Source organism: Lysinibacillus sp. NPDC086135, from assembly GCF_044746345.1.
In the GTDB taxonomy this organism is placed as follows: domain Bacteria; phylum Bacillota; class Bacilli; order Bacillales_A; family Planococcaceae; genus Lysinibacillus.
The window spans coordinates 13045-32854 of sequence record NZ_JBIVCA010000005.1; the positions used below are offsets into that span (position 1 = coordinate 13045).

Genomic DNA, 19810 nt, shown 5'->3' on the forward strand with positions numbered 1-19810 from the left:
CTTATGCATCTACAATTTGCTTATAATAATTCAAGATTTTATGTAAATGATTGATTGCTATCTCAAAATCCGGCTGAATAACAGAGAGCTGTATGAAGTCTCTTTGACGTAAGTATTGGCTATCCGCATGAACATAATAACCATTTAAAATTAAATCTCTCTGTAGATTTGCCAAAGTCTTAGGAAGCTGTAAAGTTATCAGCATCGGATACTGTCTAGTTGAAACTTTGTAGTGCATAAATGGTAGTTGCAGTAATGTTTTAAAACGTTGCTGTAACTGTCCATACCTTTCTGGATATGCTTGTAACGCTGCAGTAACATTTGCAACAAGTACTGCTGGTAATGTAAATGGAATCGCACCTTGCTGGTAATTAGCTAAATCGAGATAATCTGGTAATGTTGAAGAAGATGTCACAATGTTTTGCGAAAAAATAAAAGCCAAACCACTGAGCGCACCTATTGCTTTTCCACTCACAGCAGTCGCTAAATAACAATCTTTTAAACAAAATGGCATTGCTCCGAAAGAACTAATGCAATCAATGCAAAGCTTTATATTATACCGCTTTGTTAGCTGTATAATTTCCTTTATATCATTATAAGTACCAGTCGACGTTTCTCCATGTACTGCTAAAAGCCATTGATACGATCTTTTTTGCAAATAAGCGTCCAAAATATTTGTATCAAAGGAACTTCCCCAATCTTGCTCAATTACATCAAAATCCAATGACCATCTCTCTGCTTGCTTTCGAAGACGTTCTCCAAACTCACCATTCGTTAAAATTAGTCCACGCCCTAATTGTTGAGCCTTCAATTGCCCTAGCATAACTTCATTTGCCAATGTCCCAGTCCCTACAATTGTAGCTACATGCTCTGCTCCTGATAATTGAAGCAACTTATTTCTCATTTGCTCAAATAATGATTGAAAGCCTAACGAACGATGAGAAAGCTCTGAATACATAAATGGTTCTCTTTGTTTCACTGGACCTGGATAAAAAGTATGACATTCCTTCGCAAGTCTTTGCTGTAAAGACTTTTCAAACTGCTGTCTTGTTAATACCATTGGTAAAAATAAAGCATCCTCGATCCCTGTAGCAGGTGCAAATTGGCTAAAGCCCATTTGCTTATAAAGCTTCTCTTCACGAGTAGTACCTGAAATAACCGCTGCCGAATAACCTTTTTCGTATGCAAAAGCAGTCAATGCCTGTGTCAATTTCAGCAGTACTCTTCCTGTACGGTATGCCTTCTTAACTGCAAGCAATCTAATTTCACATAGCTTAGCACTAATCTCTTTTGATAAATATTGCTCAACTTTTCCTATCTTTTCATCAATTGAGAACGGCCTCTGATCTCTAAATGCAAGCATGCCTATAAGTTCTATTCCTTTATAAACAACAATATACGAATTTTCATGATGAAAACGGTCAACTTTTTTCCTTTCAGAGTTTGGTTTATGCTGTGGAATTTCTTCAACAAAGGTTTCGTAATTTAAACGTGCAATTTCCTCAAACTCCGCTTCTGTATGCGCAATTTTACACCAATACATATAATCACTTCCTTCTCTCTAAAGACTCTTTAATATTCGACATATGTTTAATAAGCATAAAACAAATTGCTACTAGTATCGGTATGTATAACAGTAATTTATCTGTATAAACAATTGCTCCAACATATAAAACTAAGCCACCTAACATACTAAGTGTTAAACTTCTAGTTACACTAAGCGTAATAGCTGTTCCAACAACCATCATAAAAAATAAGCTCGGAGATAATGCCAGACCTACACCTATAAAAGTTGCTACTCCTTTTCCCCCATTAAACTTAAGCCAAAACGGAAACATATGACCAAGCATGCCCAAACTAGCGCCTAACACAATTACCCATTCTTCGCAATGCAATAAACGCCCTACACTAACAATGAGCGCACCTTTAAAAGAATCCCCTAAAAAAGTCCATAGAAAAGCACCTTTCCCAATCACACTACCAGCATTTCTAGCACCTAAATTTTCACTTCTTTCTTCCTGTAAATTAACGCCATATGCTTTTCCAACGACATACGCTGTCATGAAGTTCCCTATAACATAACTCATAATCCAATATAATCCAATCATTCTTTCACACCTTTTTATCAACTTCCATTAAAGAAATTATGTACTATCACCATAATGTAAGGTTGATTTCCGTTATGACTGGTCACTTACCTGAGGGATCCTGGGAGCCGCTTCATTCTCATTTAGTCGCTCTGGACCTTTCATCCGTCGCTTCGAACTTCTCCCGCTGCTTTCTCTCTTCTATCCGACGGTTTAAAAAAGCTGTATAAGCTTATATGCCTATACAGCTCATCTTGCTATTTTGCTCTTTTGTCAATTGTCTTTGCAATACAATCGCCATGGAAACGGCCATTTTCTATAAAAATTTCATTGGCATTATTTCCAGCTGCAATAACTCCCGCAATAAATAAGCCTTCTACATTTGTTTCCATAGTTTCTGGATTAAAGAAAGGACGACCCGTTTCATAATCAATAGAGACACCCATTGCTCGAATAAATGAATGATCCGGATGATAACCTGTCATAGCAAAAACAAAATCATTTTTTAAAGTTTTCTTGCTACCAGCAATTTCTATTACGACCTCATGCTCTCGGATTTCCAGTATATTTGTATTGAAATGCATTTGGACTTCTTCATTTCGTACTACACCTTCAAATTCTGGTAAAACCCATGGCTTGATGCTAGGTGAATACTCACTGCCGCGATAGGCAACAGTGACGCGAGCTCCAGCCTTATTTAACTCAAGCGCCGCATCTATTGCAGAGTTTTTCCCACCTATTACAAGAACATCCGTATCAAAAAATTCATGTCCCTCTTTAAAGTAATGGAAGACTTTCGGCAATTTCTCACCTGGGATGTTTAAATAATTCGGATGGTCATAGTAGCCTGTTGCAATCACAACATAAGGCGTTGTATAGACCTCTTTATTTGTCGTTACTGTAAACACCGCTCCATTTTTTACAACGCTATTTACTTTCTCGAAGCGGTTTACTTGAATACCTTTCAAACGTACAACTTCTCGATAATAAACTAGTGCTTGATTTCGCTTTGGTTTACGACCTTCAATTATAAAGGGTACATCACCAATAGCTAGTCGTTCACTAGTACTAAAAAAAGTTTGATGCGTAGGGTAATTGTAAACCGCATTTACGATATTGCCTTTTTCAATGACAATTGGCTTTAATCCAATATTTTGCAAAGCTATTGCTGCTGCTAAACCACATGGGCCTCCTCCAACAATAATTGCATCTACTTGTTGCATTTCTTGACACTCCTATCAACTTTGTATCAGCAATGCTAATACTTTACTTTCAATAATCGGGCTTTTACCGAATAAATCCTTATCGCTTCCATTATACGCCTTCAATCGAGTTTTGGTTGTTTATTTACCCGAAATTTCAATGTCAATAATATGACACTGTGGTCTCGCACCAAGCCGGAAAGGCAATAATGTCGTACCATAGCCGTTACTTACTAACGTCATCACACCCTCACGCTTCCGGTAAGAGCCATTAGGATGCACACCGTATGGACCAATTCTAATTTGACCACCGTGTAAATGCCCACCAATCATTAAATCTGCTCTAAATTTTGCACGGACTCTTGCAAAAACACCAGGGTTATGTGAGATGAAAACAACTAAGTCTTTCTCTCCTACCTTTGCAAATGCTTCATCAAAGCTATATTTCATTGTAGATGTGTCTTCAATTGCATTTAGCCAAAAACGGTTTTTTTTAGGTAGTAATACAGCATCATTAGCGATGATCTGAACACCATGTTCCTGCAAAATACTTCTTAATCGTCCTTCGCCTACTTCTCTGTCATTATTACCCCATACAAAAAATGTCGGTCCTAAAGGAGTTAATAATTTTAGGTTGTCATGAATACGTTGAATAGGTGTGCGTCCATCTGCAAAATCTCCACCAATAATAACAGCATCAAATTGACCATCTAACTGTTCAATCATTTGGCGATTAATTTTGCGTAAATGTGTATCCGAAATAAAAAATAGTCGGATCTTTTCCTGTTCACCCTTTAATAACAATTGATGCTGTAAAACATTATTTTCATGTGCCACCTTCAACATATAAAGCAGGAACGCAATGACTAATAAAACAAATAGTCCAAAATAAATCATTCCCTCACATCTCCTTACGAAAGCAAAAAGACGATTCGTAATAATGAAGAATCGCCTTTTCACTAAATCAGACGTACGCCTCAACCATATTTGGTGTTGACGTTTGTCCATTATTTTATACTAGAAAAACATCATTGCCAAAGAATGACACCCGCTTTTCTTATGGTAGCTTAATCACTTGCCCAATCATTACATTATTTGAAGACATACCATTTGCTGCACGAATTTTCGATAATGTTGCTTCACTTCCATCGCCGTAGTGATTTAAAGCAATACGATATAGATTTTCATTTGCTTTTACAGTATGAGTACTTGCTTTTGCAGATTGTTTTGCTTCTTCTGCTTTGCGTGCTTCATCGGCTTTACGTGCTTGTTCCGATCTTTTAGCCTCTTCTGCTTGTGCTATTCTAGCTTGCTCAGCTTTTTTAGCTTCGTCGGCTTTTCTAGCTTCTTCTGCCTTCTTGGCTGCTTCGGCCTTTTTCGCTTCCGCAGCTGCCTTCTGCTCATCAGCTAATTTCTCAGTGTCTTTCTTAGAAGGCTCTTTTGCTTTGTCTGCCTTATCTTTGTTTGCTTTATCGTCTTCTTTTGCTTTGTCAGTAGATACAGGCACCTTATCTTCATCCCCTGAATTGTCAATTTCTACAATTTCCGAAGAATTTTTTTCAGCCTCTTCAATTGTTGTTCCAGGTTCATAGAATTTCAAAAAATAGACTAATATCGATAATGGAATTAAGATAAAAATTACAAAAAGAATCGTCATTAATGGCGGTTTTCGTTTTGTATTACTTGGTTTTTTATTGTCATTTCCATTTTTCTTCATTCTTGAAACTCTAGATAAATCTTGCTGTTCTTTTTGTTCTTCCTCAAAAGATTGACGATGTTCTTCGATTTTATCGCGATAATCTTCTTTACTCATTCGCCGTTCCTCCAACCTTACTACGCTTTCTATCATTCTATTATGACGAATTTTGCGAAAAAAGTAAATGACCGTCAGTTATAGGCTAAAAAGGACACATCGCCATAACGTGGGGTTGATTTCCGTTCCACAGGGCGCTTTCCTGGAGGCGTCCAGTCGGAACGGAAATCAACTTATATATGGCATACGTTTTTAACAAATGTCATCCACAACTTTTAGTGATGAGCCTTTAACAACCCATTAAGAGCTGCTTTAGCCGACTTTTCCATGGAATCATTTCTATTTTCTTCTCTTCTTTTAAGCGTACCTTATTGATTTCATCATAATGGATTCCACAATTTTCACAACAGTTTTCTGGTTTTTTCAGCAATTTTTGCCCAAAATACCCGACTAGCTGTGTGCGAATACAGTCTTTTGTCTGAGTAATTTTATGCATTTTATCGACAGCTCGATACTTTTCCAGTGCTAAATGATTTAAACGTACTTTAACTTGTTCCACCGTTTCTTGTTGTAGCCAGTAATCAAGCACACGAAAAGCGGTCTCACTCACCTCTCCATTTTTCAACATTTGTGAAGGATGCATTTGTTGATTTAGTAGTTCCTGATAACGATCAACATAACCAGCTGTTGGCAAATCGCCTGTTACAACAAATTTCGCAAGTTCCTCATCACCATCACTATAAAGTAAAATTGCGAGCGCTGATTGACCATCACGCCCTGCACGGCCAATCTCCTGCATGTAATTTTCTACATTAGCAGGAAGCGTTTCATGAATAACCTGACGAATATTTGACTTATTGATACCCATTCCAAAAGCATTCGTCGCCACAATCCAGTCGAGCTCCCCGTCAATAAACTGTTGCTGAATAAACTGACGGTCCTCAGCACCATAGCCTGCATGATAAGCTGCCGCTCGTATACCAGCCTGTATAAGCGCTTCGCTATATTGTTCAGCACGCTTACGCGAGGACATATATAATATACCCGGTCCTGCCGTCTCTTTAACATGTTGCATAATCCAGTGTGTTTTATCTGCCCTATCCTCAAATACGACACGCCCAAGATGAATATTAGGCCGATCCACATTGTACAAAAACTCAAATGGTGTATCTAGCGACAGTGTATCTCGTATGTCATTGATTACTTTATTCGTCGCAGTCGCTGATAATGCTAAAATCGGTGGACGATTAACTTGTGAAAACCATTGTCCAATTCGTAAATAATCTGGCCGAAAATCAAAGCCCCACTGAGAAATACAGTGTGCCTCGTCCACGACGATAAGACCTAGCTGCATTTGTGAAAGCTTGTCTTGAACTTGCTGCTGTAAAAGCATCTCCGGTGACGTAAATATAAAACGATACTGCTCTAAAAAATGTAATACATATCGTTTTTCACTTACGGTTAAAAATGAATTTAAGGCAACTACCCTCTTTTCACCAAAGCGTTTTAGCTCCTCTACCTGGTCCTGCATTAGAGAAAGCAGCGGAGAAACAATTAATACTGGCTTCTGCAGGATATATCCGGATAGTTGGTAACAAAGTGACTTTCCCATTCCAGTTGGTAATAAAGCAATAACATCTTTTTCTTCTAAGATCGCTTCAATAACCTCTTTCTGGCCTGGACGAAATGTTGTATAGCCAAAATACTTTAGTAACGTTTGTTCAAGTTCCATTTATACTTCTCCTTTCGCGAGGACAAGCCTTAACTGGAAATAACTCATACCTTCAACTACTTCATGCAATGTTTTCAATTTTTTTGTTTGATAGTGTTTCGATGCCTGCCAAACTTTTTCCGCTTCTTCATATGAGACGAATGGACCAATCGAAAAGTTCGGTTCGTTCATGGCTAGTTCCACCAAATGATCCTCGATTGTACTTTGTTTTAGTTTCCTTATTTGCACAATCTTTTCAATTGAATAGCCCTGCTCATATAAATGTGCTGTTTGCTGCGCTGAATCAGTTAGTAATGCTTTTACTCTTAATCCTTCTGCGATCTTACCAAGCAACGGATAATCATTTGTCTGACGAACTTCATTTAATAATGTATGTAGCAATTCTATAAACGCTAACTGACAATCTAAAACTGTTTCCTGACGTTCACCCGCAAGCTGCTGCCACGTCCATCCAGGTAAACTTTGACCACTCAACCGATAGAGGACAAGCTGTTTGTTGGCATCTGATAAAGGTAATACAGAAAGTACCTGTTCACATTCCTCCAATAATCGTTGCTGTAAATGCCCATCTTGATAGTTATGTTCGATTAAAAATGTACGCACCCAAGACTGAATATTCGTATCCCTACTTATGGGAGAAAAAGAACGAACCCCAGCACTTTGATAAGATAAACTTTGTACAATTAACGAGAACCTCGCAAAAAAAACATGCTCATTTCCCCGATAGTGCCACCCGTCAAATAAAAAATCAGGTGTCTGCTCTGCTCGCTGTAAACCTAGATTTTTCATGGAATAGTGACCAGATTGTTGCATTGTTAACCAACTATACTGTAAAAACGAAGTTACGGCTTCATCAAATGTCTTCCTAGGTAACTTAGGTAATAGCCCAAAATAATTATGTAACTGAAATAGGCCAATGTCTTGAATAGTCTGACCTGAGCGCTTTCCTCTTAATACGTGATAAGCAGCAGAAATTGTTCTTTCGTTATTTAGTTTTTGAAAGATTTGCAATAAAATTTGATGAAACATAGACGCAAATTCCTCCAATTTAATAGTATTTATGTTGAAATGTAAGATAAACATCTTTAAAATGAGTATGAAGCTTTGTAGGAACATGTAAAAGGAGAGATAGAAAAATGGCTAAATTCACAATTGTTGATAAAGATACATGCATCGCTTGTGGCGCTTGCGGAGCCGCAGCCCCAGATATTTATGATTATGATGATGAAGGGATTGCCTTCGTTATTTTAGATGATAACATGGGAACTGCTGAAGTTCCAGAAGATCTACTAGAAGACATGCAAGATGCTTTCGAAGGATGCCCAACTGACTCAATCAAAGTAGCAGATGAAACTTTTGATGGCGACTCATTAAAATTCGAATAGTTCTTCATACGTATCTTTAAAGGCATCCTTAACTGGGTGCCTTTATTTTATCCCCTCATGTATTAGTTGATTGGAGCGGAGACTGGGCGACTCCTAGGGGATCAGCGATAGAGGAACGAAGGCTAAATTCATCATATCCTGTGATAACGCCTTCCTAACCAACATCGTGACGCTGCCGCCATATCGTCACTACACTTTCTCGCAAAAAACATCTGTTGGCTCGAGACCCTGTAGCATAGCGAAGCGTCAGCAAATGTTTTATCTGTGCGAAAGCGTAGCGTCAGCAACAACAAAGCGCCCAGCCGGAACGGAAATCAACCACACGTTATGGTAATAAGCCATACAAATGATTTCTAATAAATTTTTGTCTATCATGAAAATTAGAGAGGACATTTTATCAAAACGTATTCCGCGCATATTAGTTAATTGGAGTGGAGGCTGGGCGACTCCTAGGGGATCAGCGATAGAGGAACGAAGGCTAAAAGCATCACATCCTGTGATAACGCCTTCGTGACCGACATCGTGTTGGCCCGAGACCCTGCAGCGCAGCGGCTCATCGGACGCCCCCAGGAAGCTCTGCTCTGCGCGAAAGCGAAGCGTCAGCTACAATGTTTTATCTGTGCGAAAGCGAAGCGACAGCAACAAATGTTTTCTGTAGCGAAAGCGAAGCGTCAGCTACAAAGCGCCCAGCCGGAACGGAAATCAACCACACGTTATGGTGATGAGCCATTTTCTACAAACGAACCACTTAGTAACAGATTCTTATACCATGATTCATCTCTAACATAATGGAGATGAATTTTTTTTGTACTTTTCAAGGAAAGTTGGTCACTCTTTTCATCTTGTTATTGCAACCATTTTTTATGTATGATAAGATTTTAGTAGTTGGTACTAATAACAGATATTATTTCATAAAGGGGTCCTTATAAATGATAGATAATTTATTACAATTAAAAGATAAGAATATTGTCGTAATGGGTGTGGCAAACGATCGAAGTATTGCTTGGGGTATCGCAAAACGTTTATTTGATGTAGGTGCAAATGTTATTTTCACATATCGCCAAGAACGTTCATTAAAAAAATTACAAAAGCAATTAGAAAACATCGGACAATCTGATTCACTGATCGTACAATGTGATGTCAACAGCGACGAGAGCACACAAGCGGCTTTCAATGAAATCGGTACAAAAGTAGGCGTTATCCATGGTATCGTGCACTCAGTAGCTTTTGCCAATGCAGAAGATTTACACAATCGCTTCTTAGATACAACTCGTGATGGCTATGCATTTGCACAAGATACTAGCGCTTATTCTCTTATTTCAGCAGCAAAGGCCGCACATCCTTATATGACTGAGGGTGGCTCTATCGTAACAATGAGTTACTTAGGAGCAGAGCGCGTGCTTGATGGCTACAATGTCATGGGTGTAGCGAAAGCAGCATTAGAAGCATCTATGCGCTATCTTGCAGCAGATATTGGTAAAGATAATATTCGCGTTAATGCGATCTCTGCTGGAGCAATTCGCACACTTGCTGCAAAAGGTGTTCCTTCATTCAATACAATTTTACACAAAATCGAAGAAACAGCTCCATTAAAACGTAATGTTCAACAAGACGAAGTAGCAGATATGACAATCGTGATGCTTTCTCACCTATCACGCGGTGTAACAGGCGAAACGATTTATATCGACGCAGGCTACAATATTATGGGTTAAATACAAAGAAGCATGAAAGATCATTTAATGATCTCTCATGCTTCTTTGTTTCGTATTGTACTTCAGAATATAACAAACGTTATTTTATTACATTAGGGGCTGGATAATCAAAGCCCTTTGTATCCACTTCTACCTTTTTCATTTGCTGATCTTTTATTGGTTTTTCACCATCTCGTTGAGCAGCAGCGATAGCATCTACTGTTTCCATCCCCTCGATCACTTTTCCAAAGGCAGCATATTCTCCATCAAGATGTGATGCTTCATTTACCATAATGAAAAATTGAGATCCCGCAGAATTTAGATCTTTCGAACGAGCCATTGAAATGACACCGCGTTCATGCTTTAAATCATTTTTAAAGCCATTTAAAGAAAACTCACCTTCTATCGAGTAGTCTGGGCCACCCGTACCATTACCTAAAGGATCTCCACCTTGAATCATAAAATCAGGGACAACTCGATGGAAAATAAGGCCATCATAAAAACCTTTTTTAACTAACGAAATAAAATTAGCTACCGTATTCGGCGCTGTAGAAGGTTCTAATTCGATTACGATTTTTTCATCATTGTTCATCGTAATCGTCACAATTGGTTTTTCCTTCACTTTTGATGAATAATCCACATTTTCTTCCGTTTTCTTTGCCGTATCTCCTTCCGATTGCCCACTTTCTTTAGCGGCTCCACAACCTGTCAAAACAAATGCTACCATCAGCAAAGCAAAGACAACAGAAATTCCTTTAAAACGCGCGAACATATTCTTTCAACTCCTCTTAATCACCAGTCTACTCTTTATATTATCAGATAGTTTACGACAAATCATTTTTATAATAATTCATGCAGATGGCTATATTTATAGATGCGAAGACAAGAAAAGTATATAAACTAAACAAAAAATACTATTCCAAGTGCCCCGCTGCTATGCGTTGCTGTTTAGTAATAATCCCATTTAATAAAGGCATTTTCGTTTAGATTGTTGTTATTAAGACATAAAAAAACAGAGCTAATCTTCCATTAGAAAAATACTCAAAGTGAGTTTGATATATCCTGTAAAAGGGTCTGCAACAAAATTAAAAAACTCCATCCACTTTCCTTAACAGTATCAACTTTCTTTATATCATGTATGTAAATACGCAACGTAATAACTATACAAATCATCCCTATAATAAAGGATCCTTTTTATACTTAAAGCTTCATTATTTTAACTCAGACCAATGACTTCTTCCACTGAACTGATTCGTTAGTTAAGTAGCAACAATCTTTTAGAAAACAGCTTTAATAAAAAAGACAGCAAGCATGCAACGATTAAAAATACAGCAATCATGACAATAACGCCTCCCCAGCCGTAATGCATCCAGAATATTCCTCCTATTGTTCCTCCAACACTTGAACCAAAATAATAGAAAAATAAATAGAGCGAAGAGGCTTGCGCTTTATCACGAGTGGCTCGTTTACTTACCCAGCCACTGGCAATCGAGTGCGCTGCAAAGAAGCCAAATGTAAAGATTGTAATCCCTAAAATTTTCAAACTAAGTAGCCCATTTAATGTTAAAATCGCCCCTGCAAACATGATCGCAATAGACAATAACAACATCTTTTGACGGCCATATCGATCAGCAAGACTACCAAACCAGGCAGAGCTAAATGTACCTACTAAGTAAATTACAAAAATCCAGCCAACAATCGTAGCACTTAAATTATAAGGTGGTGCCATCAATTTAAAGCCAATGTAGTTATATAGAGTCACGAAACTTCCCATCAACACAAAGCCAATGCCAAACAAACAAAGCATGGATGGGTCCTTTAAATGCTGCAAAAGAGATGTCGTCAATGATTTTATCTGCAAAGGGCGTGCTGTAAAATGCTTGGAGTTAGGTAGCATCCAGATAAATAACACGCTTATCATCAGACTGATGACACCCAGTACTATCATCCCCACCTGCCAATTGTAAAGATCCGTTAATGTCCCGATAATAACTCGGCCACTAAGCCCGCCGACCGAATTACCGCTTATGTATAAGCCCATCGCAATACCTAAACTAGCTGGATCCATTTCCTCTCCTAAATATGCCATCGCAATTGCCGGCAATCCTGCAAAAACAACACCCTGTATAACACGTAATACTAATATCGTTTCAAAATTAGGCGAAAAGGCGAGTGCAAGTGTAATAATAGATGCCGCAAAAATAGAACTCGTCATCAAAGATTTCCTACCCCATGCCTCTGATAATGAACCCACAATAATCATACTGATGGATAACGCAAAAGTTGTCACAGAAAGCGTTAAACTCGCAACTGCAGGTGATACATGAAACTCCTTCGCAAATGTTGGTAATAATGGCTGTGATACATATAAATTGGCGAAGGTGATAAAGCCTGCTAAAAATAAAGCCCAGTTTGCTTTATGAAACGCCTTTGTCCCCTTTTGAATGTAACCCATCTCTCTCTCTCCTTACGTTCTTTCAATTCTACTATTATTCTAATACAATGATCTTCAAAACACACGATAACTTGTCGAAAAATAGACAAATTTACCTCTATTTTTTTATTATTAGCATGATTTTTTTTGACAATATTACCGTGACTAAAATCACATTTTCTTCATATAAATTTAGTTTTTATCTATTTTGAGTTGGCAAATATTGTGTTACAGTGAAAGTAATCATCTAACAATCATTGGCAAAAAGCTCCGATGACTAAACTATTTTTCACTGCACAGACTTGGAGGAATTTTCATGAAAATTATTGAAGCTTTAGCACTTTCAGTACCTTATATCCACCTTGCATTAAAGGAAGAGGCAATTGTGGCTGTCATCGAGAAGGAAAGTGAAATAGTTGTAAAATATTTAGCCGGCAAACGTGTAGATTCAGGCTACCTAGATGGACAAAAAGTAAATGCTAATGACCAAAATGTTTTCATTGCCTTTACTGGGAAAAATGCTGATGTCGTAATACCAAAGGATGTATACGGGGTTGCCATCAATGCCTTTTCATTTCCAATCCGTGAAAATGGTAAAGTCGTAGGTGCCCTAGCATTTGGACTACCAATCGACAATGAGCTTAAACTTGAGGATTATATGGGGACAATGGATAGCATTGTAAACAGCTTACAGGACAAAGTACATACAATTGCCTCACATTCTGAGGAATTAGCGGCAACAAGTGAGGAAATTAACAAACAAGCACAGCACGCCCTTGAAGATTCAAAGAAAACAAATGAAGTAACAGATTTAATAAAAAGCATTTCTCGCCAAACAAATTTACTCGGCTTAAATGCATCTATTGAGGCGGCTCGTGCAGGCCAGCATGGTGCTGGCTTTAACATCGTAGCGCAGGAAGTTAGAAAGCTCTCGTTCGAAACATCCAGCGCCACGGAAAATATCGAAGCCTCCCTACGAAATATAAATAGGAACCTAGAAAACCTTAAGCAAAATATGGGGCAAATCAATGACGCAACGAACGAACAGTCTCAGCTCGTTCAAGATTTTAGTGAAATTATTGAGGAGTTAACAGTTCTTAGTCACGAAATGAAGGGCTTTATGCATAACGCCTTAAAATAATAAAGAGGTGAAGAATATTGCAAATTACAATTAATCCGGAATTATCTTTACGTACTGTCGAATTAGAAGATGCAAATGCTGTTTTTGCCTTAACAGATGCATCACGTGCATATTTGCAGGACTGGTTGCCGTGGCTGGATATTACAAAAGAAGTAGCCGATACAACGGCATATATAGAAGGCTGTATAAAAGGACACGAAGCTAAAAGCAGCCTCTCTCTAGTTATCATTTTTCGAAATGAAATCGTAGGCATTGCTGGCTTTAATACGATAAATCATAGTAATAAAATCGCTGCTATTGGCTATTGGCTCAGTGAAGGTTCTCAAGGACATGGTATTATGACAAAGACTGTACAAGCATTATTACAATATGCTTTTGAGGATTTACTGCTCAATAAGGTCGAAATTCGTGCTGCTACGGGCAACGCAAAAAGCCGTGCCATCCCTGAACGACTTGGTTTTACAAAAGAAGGAACGATTCGTGCAGCAGAATGGCTTTATGATCATTATGTTGACCACGTTGCTTATGGCATGCTCGCTAGTGAGTGGAAGGAAAAATAGAGAAAAAAATAGCCACCTGAGGTCAAATCAGGCGGCTATTTCTATTATTGTTCAACCGTTTCTTTTATTTCGTCTTGTGTTTCATTAGCTGTAGCTGTTGTTTGCTTTCCTAAGCCTACTGCTATTTGCTCTAGCTCAGGACGCAACGTATGCTTACCTGCATAGCTTTCAATTAATTCCTTCACGTCAATTCCTGAAGTTTCCTTCAACGATTCCTGTAATGTTGACATTAAATTCGTTGCATAGGCAGTTACTTTATTAGCACCGCCTCCGCCTTCCCCACCACCAGTATCAACGACAGTAATCTTATCAATATTGCCAAGTGGGCTCGCAAGTTCTTTCGCATATTCAGGCATCATACGTACAATCATATCCAGGACAGCTGCCTGACCGTAGTATTCGAAGGCTTCCGCAATTTTACGTTTCGCCTCGGCTTCTGCTAGACCACGAAGACGAATAATATCCGCATCTGTTTCCCCTTTTGCACGCTCAGCATCCGCTTTTGCAAGACCGTCCAAACGAATTTTCTCCGCTTCGGCTTGTGCCAATGATTCGATACGGTATTTCTCCGCATCTGCCTGCGCAAGCTCACGCATTTTGGCTGCCGCTGCATTTTGCTCGACAGCGTAACGATCAGCATCAGCCTTTTTCTTAACTTCTGAATCGTATTGCTTCTCACGACGTAAAATCTCTTTTTCTTCTAATTCAATTTGCTTTTGACGTTCAATAATGCGAATCTGCATTTCTTGTTCAGTAACCTCTTGCTTTGCACGAGCCGTTTCAAGTTCATAAGCTTGGTCAGCACGTGCCTTAGCGATATCTTGCTCACGACGGAATTCTGCTACCTTTAATTGATTTTCTTTTTCCGCTTCTGCAATTTCTGTCGCACGTTCAAGCTCAGCCTTTTGTGCTTCTTTTGATGCTTCAGCACGCTTAATGCGTGTTTCCTTATCAGCATCTGCAGTAGCTATATCCGCATCACGTTTAACCTGCGCAATACGCGGCTTACCAAGCGATTCTAAGTAACCATTTTTATCACGTACATCTTTTATCGTAAAGGAAACGATTGTCAGACCCATCTTCGCCAAGTCCTGAGACGCAACACGCTGTACTTCCTGAGAAAATTTATCACGGTTTTTATAAATTTCCTCAACCGTCATTGAACCTAAGATCGAACGTAAATGACCTTCTAGCACTTCACGTGCCTCATTTTCACGCTCATCCTTTTGCTTTCCTAAAAACTGCTCCGCCGCCGTAGCGATTTCTGAAATGGAACCACCGATTTTAATGATAGCCGTTCCATCGGCCATAACCGGTACACCTTGTTCCGTATACACTTCAGGTGTTGTCACATCAAGCTTACTAGACAATAAGCTTAATGGATGTGCTTGCTGGAAAATTGGGAATACGAATGTACCGCCACCACGAATAATTTTTATACGGTTTCCCGACTCATCTTTATGTACATTTTTTGAGCCAAGATAGCTACCAGTCACAATCAGTGCTTCATCAGGACCTGCTGTACGATACTTTGTCACATATAGTGCAACTAGTGCAATTAAAACAAAGGCTACAATCCCTATAACAATTAAAATCTCCATTGACATATAAATATCGCTCCTCTATAAAAATTTCTTATCATAAGATCTCACAAAAAGCGTTCCTTCTTTCACTTCTACCACAAGTACCGTCGTATCGTAATCAATAGCCTCATTGTCAAATCCTGTTGCTCGCTTTGAAATCATTCCGCTAGTCGTTTCAATAACTACCTCTCCAAAACCGTCAGTCGGGATTGGAACAATGACCTTTCCTAGCTGACCTCCAAGCGATTCTTCTGTATAAGCTAACGAAACATCGGCTGATCGTAGCGGAACTAGAACAAATAAATAAAATAGTGCACTTAAAATAACTCCGATGATACAAGCAGCAACAATATTCCAAACGCTAGGGAAGAAGGCTAGTTTTTCTAAAATAAATCCTGCTGCTGACATCAACGTAATGAAAGATAGAATGACACTTGGATTAAAAATCGGTAGCCCCTCTCCAATGCCCTCGACAGCATCACTAAAAAATGTAAATAAAAGTGTTGCAAGGCCCCCGAATATTAATCCCACTAAAAAGATTTGCTCGAGTGAATAGCCAAATAGCGTCAAGTTGTTCACCCCTTTTCATTGTATTACCTACTATACGGATGCAGCCTATAAAAGGTTTCGTAATCTTTTACATTTTCTTAATTTTCTAATGATATGTTTTTAAATAGTAAAACTCTTAAAGTAATACTAGCCATGTCATAATAAAAGGTAGTATGGCAACTAAGGACATATTGCAGAAGGCTTTCAACGGTTTTAAAGGCTATAAAAATACAGAGAGCGTTGTACAGGAATGTGTGCGTAAGAAAGCTCTTTAGGCATTAGATATTTGTCTTTTCCTATAAACAAACAGGCCAATAATTGAAAGAAGTAAAAGTAAAATACTGGAGGTTAAAAAGAATAATGATAAAGTAGTCCTTTCTCCCCAATGGTTATATGCTTGTAAAAAACCGATAAGAACCATAAAAAAAGATAGTGCTAATTGGTGTTTTGAAAAATTTTTAAACAATAGAATACCTCCTTTATGCATATTTAATTTTACCATATAAATACATGAACAAGTACATTTCGAAGAATCACCAGCCAACACTATAATTTAGGAATCAAACAATGATATGAAACTACTATAAACAACCACCCGGTACTGTTCAAAATTATTTGGTGTAGGTAAAACGCACAAAAAACAAAATTCTTTTTGCATATTGTATCAATGTATCCATATATGATAGAAAGGGTGTGCATTGTGGAAAAAGAAAATAAATTTAGAAGATTCAAATTTAAATCAAACCCAAGTTGTCGTTGTAATTGTTGTGGTTTTTGTTGCCCTTGTCCTTGTAAGCCACCATTTACACCACCATTTATACCTGAACCACCAACTCCACCATGTCATTTTTTAGTGTACGTTACAGACGCTGGTCAGCTAGCTACTCCTGATAATATGGTATCAGTAATTGATACAGCTACAAATACTATAGTCGCGACCATTCCAGTAGGAACTGCTCCTCTTGAGGTAGCGATTACACCAAATGGAGGATTCGGTTATGTTCCAGCCCTTTTCTCAAATAATGTAACGGTTTTTAATACGGCAACAAATGCAGTGGTTGCTACCATCCCAGTAGGACTTGAGCCTCTTGGTGTAGCTATTTCACCAGATGGAACACTTGTTTATGTATCAAATCATGGACTTGGAGCTAACTCTGTATCTGTCATAAGTACAGCTACAAATACTGTAATCGCTACTATTCCAGTAGGGCTCCAACCTCAAGGCATAGCTTTTACTCCTAATGGCGCGTTTGCTTATGTTGCAAACGAAAACTCAAATTCAGTATCAGTTATTAATACAGCTACAAATTCAGTGGTTGCTACAATTCCTGTGGGACTTCGCCCTAGATCTATTGTTTTCACACCAAGCGGACAATTTGCTTACGTTACAAATGAATCTAGTAACACAGTATCTGTAATTGAAGTAGCAACAAATACAGTATTTACTACAATTCCTGTGGGTACAGGACCTGTTGGAACAGCGATTACACCTGATGGAATATTTGTTTACATTGTTAATAAAGGTAGTAATACTGTATCTGTCATAAGTACATTAACCAATTTGGTGATTGCTACGATCCCTGTAGGATTATCTCCTGACCAAGTAACCATCTTGCCGGATGGAACACTTGCTTATGTCACAAACCAACTTGACAATACTGTGTCTGTTATAGATATAGAAACAAATACAGTAATCGATACAATTCCAGGATTTAACGGTCCTACAGGAATAAAAACCGGAACAATCTGTCTGACTTCAGAATTCTGAGTCCTAGGGGCTCAAGGTAAAACAGGCACCTTCCCTTATTCAAAAAAAAAGACCTACTTCAATTGCCATCTAGGCAATTGAAGTAGGTCTTTCGATTTTGTTATAAAGTCTACCTTGAAATGTTTGACATAGAACTTGAGACTAAGCGATATGCCTTCAAATGTGTTGTTAGGTCTTTTGATTCAACCGACACATTTAACTGAGCTATTGAAAATGAGGCTAGCTCAATAGCTAACCACAGCTCAAACCGCATTATATAGGCATTAACATAGCCTTTAAGATTCTAGTACATTTAAAATAGCATCAAGATCATTGACAGCAACATCTAGGCGTTCCTTTGCCTCGATATTTTGCTGTTTTAATTGACTAAACTCTAGTAAATTTTTCTCATGCTTTAACTTGATAGAAGACAAGCGTTCAATGCGCGATTCTACCTTTTCTATTGCTTGCTCACAAACTGCTGTCCATATCTTTTCTGACTGCTGCATTTCAGTCGTTGACGGGTTGTGGTAACGCATAATTCGTGCATATACTGCTTCAATTTGTTCAATTAGTTCTGAATAAAAATGTCGCTCAACACGAGTTGTTTGGAATGTTGGGTGCTCTACCTCTTTTGCATATGGGGTAATTTGACGAAGCAGCTTTCCAGCATTTTCTCCGAAACCATGCGATAAATTCAATACATTCATTAACTGTAAAAGCAAACGAATTTCTTCTAGATTAATAAGCTGTGAATCGATGCTTTCCTTTAGCTTTAAGGATTCCATATAGCGTCGATCAAAGTGCTCAATTTCACCATTGCGTTGTTCTACTAAATGATCACCTGCATTGTCTTTTAAGCTTTTAATATAGCGAATTGCATGGCTTTTTAGCTCTTCCATCGATAGCAAGTTGTCATTGTCTTGTTGTGGCTTTCCTCGTTGAACATACGCAAATGCATCCATTTTTTTGGGCCATTGTGCTGCTGGGGTTTCTTCTAAGACATTATAGCGTATATAAATTCCGTGCATTCCATATCCTCCAAGTCCATTAAACAAGTATCTCTAAAGAGAGTAAATCGAATTCGCCATTTTTTCAAGTAAAAAACTTTTAAAGATTGAAAATCCTTCTTTCGAAACATTAATTCAAAAATTCCTAAGCAGTCGTTACTGTTCAGGATTACTAAAGTCTTCAAAATGAGGAATTTTACCATTTAACCTCTAATAAGCTTTGACTTACACGGTTTGAACATATTCTACGACTAAAATAAGCGAAATTAAACCCCTAAAAGCACTACTCCTATGGAAAATTCTGTCCCATAGGAGTAAGGCTATATTTTTTATCTTTCATCCAATTAAGACCCTTGTCGTATTTGCTTAATGCTTTTTACTTCAGTAAAGGCATGAATTGATATTATTGTGCCTACTGATTTGAAATTTGCCCTGTCATAGACTTTTGCAACCTGTTCATTGATAGATAATATCCAGAGATATTCTAACCCTTGCTTTATCGACTCTTGCTGAATATGCTGCAGAATATATCCAATTAACTCTCGACCTCGATAGCTTTCAAATGTTGCTACACCCTTGACCCTCCCTTGATTTCCTGAGACAAAATATTGGCAGTACAGCAAGCTTTGCCATCCAATCTTAATAAATAATACGTAAAATGCAGGGAATGATATGTCTCCTCAAAAGCTTTTTTGATTCCAAATGTAGAAATGCTCATTTCTACAGCAAATGCTTCTTCCATATTGGCACCTGTTACACGTTCAATTTGTATGACTGGATTATGAGATAATCGCGAGTATTCACATTCCAACATTGTACATAATCGGTAAAAATTTCGAATTGAAAGCCATGATTCTCTAATGCTTTTATATATGACTAATTTTCCTCCAGATTGTATAAATTCAATCTTGGAATGAGAGATTTTGACTGATAGAA

The 19810-nt window shown here is 38.1% G+C and carries 19 protein-coding genes; 5 read left to right on the top strand and 14 right to left on the bottom strand.

Annotated features, from left to right (window positions below):
• Position 1 precedes the first annotated feature (1 nt).
• From ACIPKN_RS08715 to ACIPKN_RS08745, 7 genes are all read right to left on the bottom strand, one after another.
• Positions 2 to 1543: an aminotransferase class V-fold PLP-dependent enzyme gene (locus ACIPKN_RS08715; RefSeq protein ID WP_400935120.1), complete on the bottom strand. Its 1542-nt coding sequence runs from the start codon at positions 1541 to 1543 to the stop codon at positions 2 to 4.
• A gap of 4 nt (positions 1544 to 1547) precedes the next feature.
• Entirely contained in the window at positions 1548 to 2108 is a 561-nt protein-coding gene (locus ACIPKN_RS08720; protein ID WP_400935123.1) for a glycerol-3-phosphate acyltransferase, read from the bottom strand.
• A 236-nt stretch (positions 2109 to 2344) separates the two neighbouring features.
• The gene (locus tag ACIPKN_RS08725) at positions 2345 to 3310 is read right to left on the bottom strand and encodes a YpdA family putative bacillithiol disulfide reductase (protein ID WP_400935126.1); all 966 of its coding nucleotides are present in this window, start codon (positions 3308 to 3310) and stop codon (positions 2345 to 2347) included.
• Positions 3311 to 3430: 120 nt separating this feature from the next.
• Positions 3431 to 4186, bottom strand: a complete 756-nt coding sequence (locus ACIPKN_RS08730; RefSeq protein ID WP_400935128.1) for a metallophosphoesterase — start codon at positions 4184 to 4186, stop codon at positions 3431 to 3433.
• A 160-nt stretch (positions 4187 to 4346) separates the two neighbouring features.
• On the bottom strand, positions 4347 to 5102 hold the full coding sequence (locus ACIPKN_RS08735; protein ID WP_400935130.1) for a LysM peptidoglycan-binding domain-containing protein: 756 nt from the start codon (positions 5100 to 5102) through the stop codon (positions 4347 to 4349).
• 229 nt (positions 5103 to 5331) lie between these two features.
• Positions 5332 to 6774 carry a RecQ family ATP-dependent DNA helicase gene (locus ACIPKN_RS08740; protein ID WP_400935132.1) on the bottom strand — a complete coding sequence of 481 codons (1443 nt, stop codon included), beginning with the start codon at positions 6772 to 6774 and terminating at the stop codon, positions 5332 to 5334.
• Positions 6775 to 7803 (bottom strand): YpbB family protein, encoded by a 1029-nt coding sequence (locus tag ACIPKN_RS08745; protein WP_400935135.1) that lies wholly within the window; start codon positions 7801 to 7803, stop codon positions 6775 to 6777.
• A 107-nt stretch (positions 7804 to 7910) separates the two neighbouring features.
• On the opposite strand from ACIPKN_RS08745, the gene ACIPKN_RS08750 reads away from it, so the two are divergent.
• Together ACIPKN_RS08750 and ACIPKN_RS08755 are read left to right on the top strand one after the other, a co-directional pair.
• A complete protein-coding gene (locus tag ACIPKN_RS08750) occupies positions 7911 to 8159 on the top strand; it encodes a ferredoxin (RefSeq protein ID WP_053482601.1) in 249 nt (82 codons plus the stop codon).
• 929 nt (positions 8160 to 9088) lie between these two features.
• Entirely contained in the window at positions 9089 to 9871 is a 783-nt protein-coding gene (locus ACIPKN_RS08755; protein WP_142508395.1) for an enoyl-ACP reductase FabI, read from the top strand.
• Between the two features lie 79 nt (positions 9872 to 9950).
• On the opposite strand, the gene ACIPKN_RS08760 is transcribed toward ACIPKN_RS08755, so the two are convergent.
• Complete coding sequence (locus tag ACIPKN_RS08760) at positions 9951 to 10622, bottom strand: peptidylprolyl isomerase (RefSeq protein WP_400935138.1); 672 nt, start codon at positions 10620 to 10622, stop codon at positions 9951 to 9953.
• A 483-nt stretch (positions 10623 to 11105) separates the two neighbouring features.
• Entirely contained in the window at positions 11106 to 12305 is a 1200-nt protein-coding gene (locus ACIPKN_RS08765; protein ID WP_400935141.1) for an MFS transporter, read from the bottom strand.
• Between the two features lie 295 nt (positions 12306 to 12600).
• On the opposite strand from ACIPKN_RS08765, the gene ACIPKN_RS08770 reads away from it, so the two are divergent.
• Complete coding sequence (locus ACIPKN_RS08770) at positions 12601 to 13425, top strand: methyl-accepting chemotaxis protein (protein WP_142508398.1); 825 nt, start codon at positions 12601 to 12603, stop codon at positions 13423 to 13425.
• A gap of 17 nt (positions 13426 to 13442) precedes the next feature.
• A complete protein-coding gene (locus tag ACIPKN_RS08775) occupies positions 13443 to 13985 on the top strand; it encodes a GNAT family N-acetyltransferase (protein WP_400935147.1) in 543 nt (180 codons plus the stop codon).
• A gap of 44 nt (positions 13986 to 14029) precedes the next feature.
• Here ACIPKN_RS08775 and ACIPKN_RS08780 read toward each other — a convergent pair whose 3' ends face one another.
• From ACIPKN_RS08780 to ACIPKN_RS08790, 3 genes are all read right to left on the bottom strand, one after another.
• Complete coding sequence (locus ACIPKN_RS08780; protein WP_142508400.1) at positions 14030 to 15592, bottom strand: flotillin lipid rafts scaffold protein FloT; 1563 nt, start codon at positions 15590 to 15592, stop codon at positions 14030 to 14032.
• Between the two features lie 15 nt (positions 15593 to 15607).
• Entirely contained in the window at positions 15608 to 16138 is a 531-nt protein-coding gene (locus tag ACIPKN_RS08785) for an NfeD family membrane protein (protein WP_400935150.1), read from the bottom strand.
• Positions 16139 to 16388: 250 nt separating this feature from the next.
• The gene (locus ACIPKN_RS08790; protein ID WP_400935152.1) at positions 16389 to 16583 is read right to left on the bottom strand and encodes a hypothetical protein; all 195 of its coding nucleotides are present in this window, start codon (positions 16581 to 16583) and stop codon (positions 16389 to 16391) included.
• A gap of 234 nt (positions 16584 to 16817) precedes the next feature.
• Here ACIPKN_RS08790 and ACIPKN_RS08795 point away from each other — a divergent pair, with 234 nt between their 5' ends.
• Entirely contained in the window at positions 16818 to 17885 is a 1068-nt protein-coding gene (locus ACIPKN_RS08795) for a beta-propeller fold lactonase family protein (RefSeq protein ID WP_400935155.1), read from the top strand.
• Positions 17886 to 18160: 275 nt separating this feature from the next.
• Here the strand turns inward: ACIPKN_RS08795 and ACIPKN_RS08800 are convergent, their stop codons facing one another.
• Positions 18161 to 18895, bottom strand: coding sequence for a hypothetical protein (locus ACIPKN_RS08800; protein ID WP_400935158.1), 735 nt, complete (start codon positions 18893 to 18895; stop codon positions 18161 to 18163).
• Positions 18896 to 19218: 323 nt separating this feature from the next.
• A complete protein-coding gene (locus tag ACIPKN_RS08805) occupies positions 19219 to 19497 on the bottom strand; it encodes a GNAT family N-acetyltransferase (protein ID WP_400935161.1) in 279 nt (92 codons plus the stop codon).
• Positions 19498 to 19810: the final 313 nt, after the last annotated feature.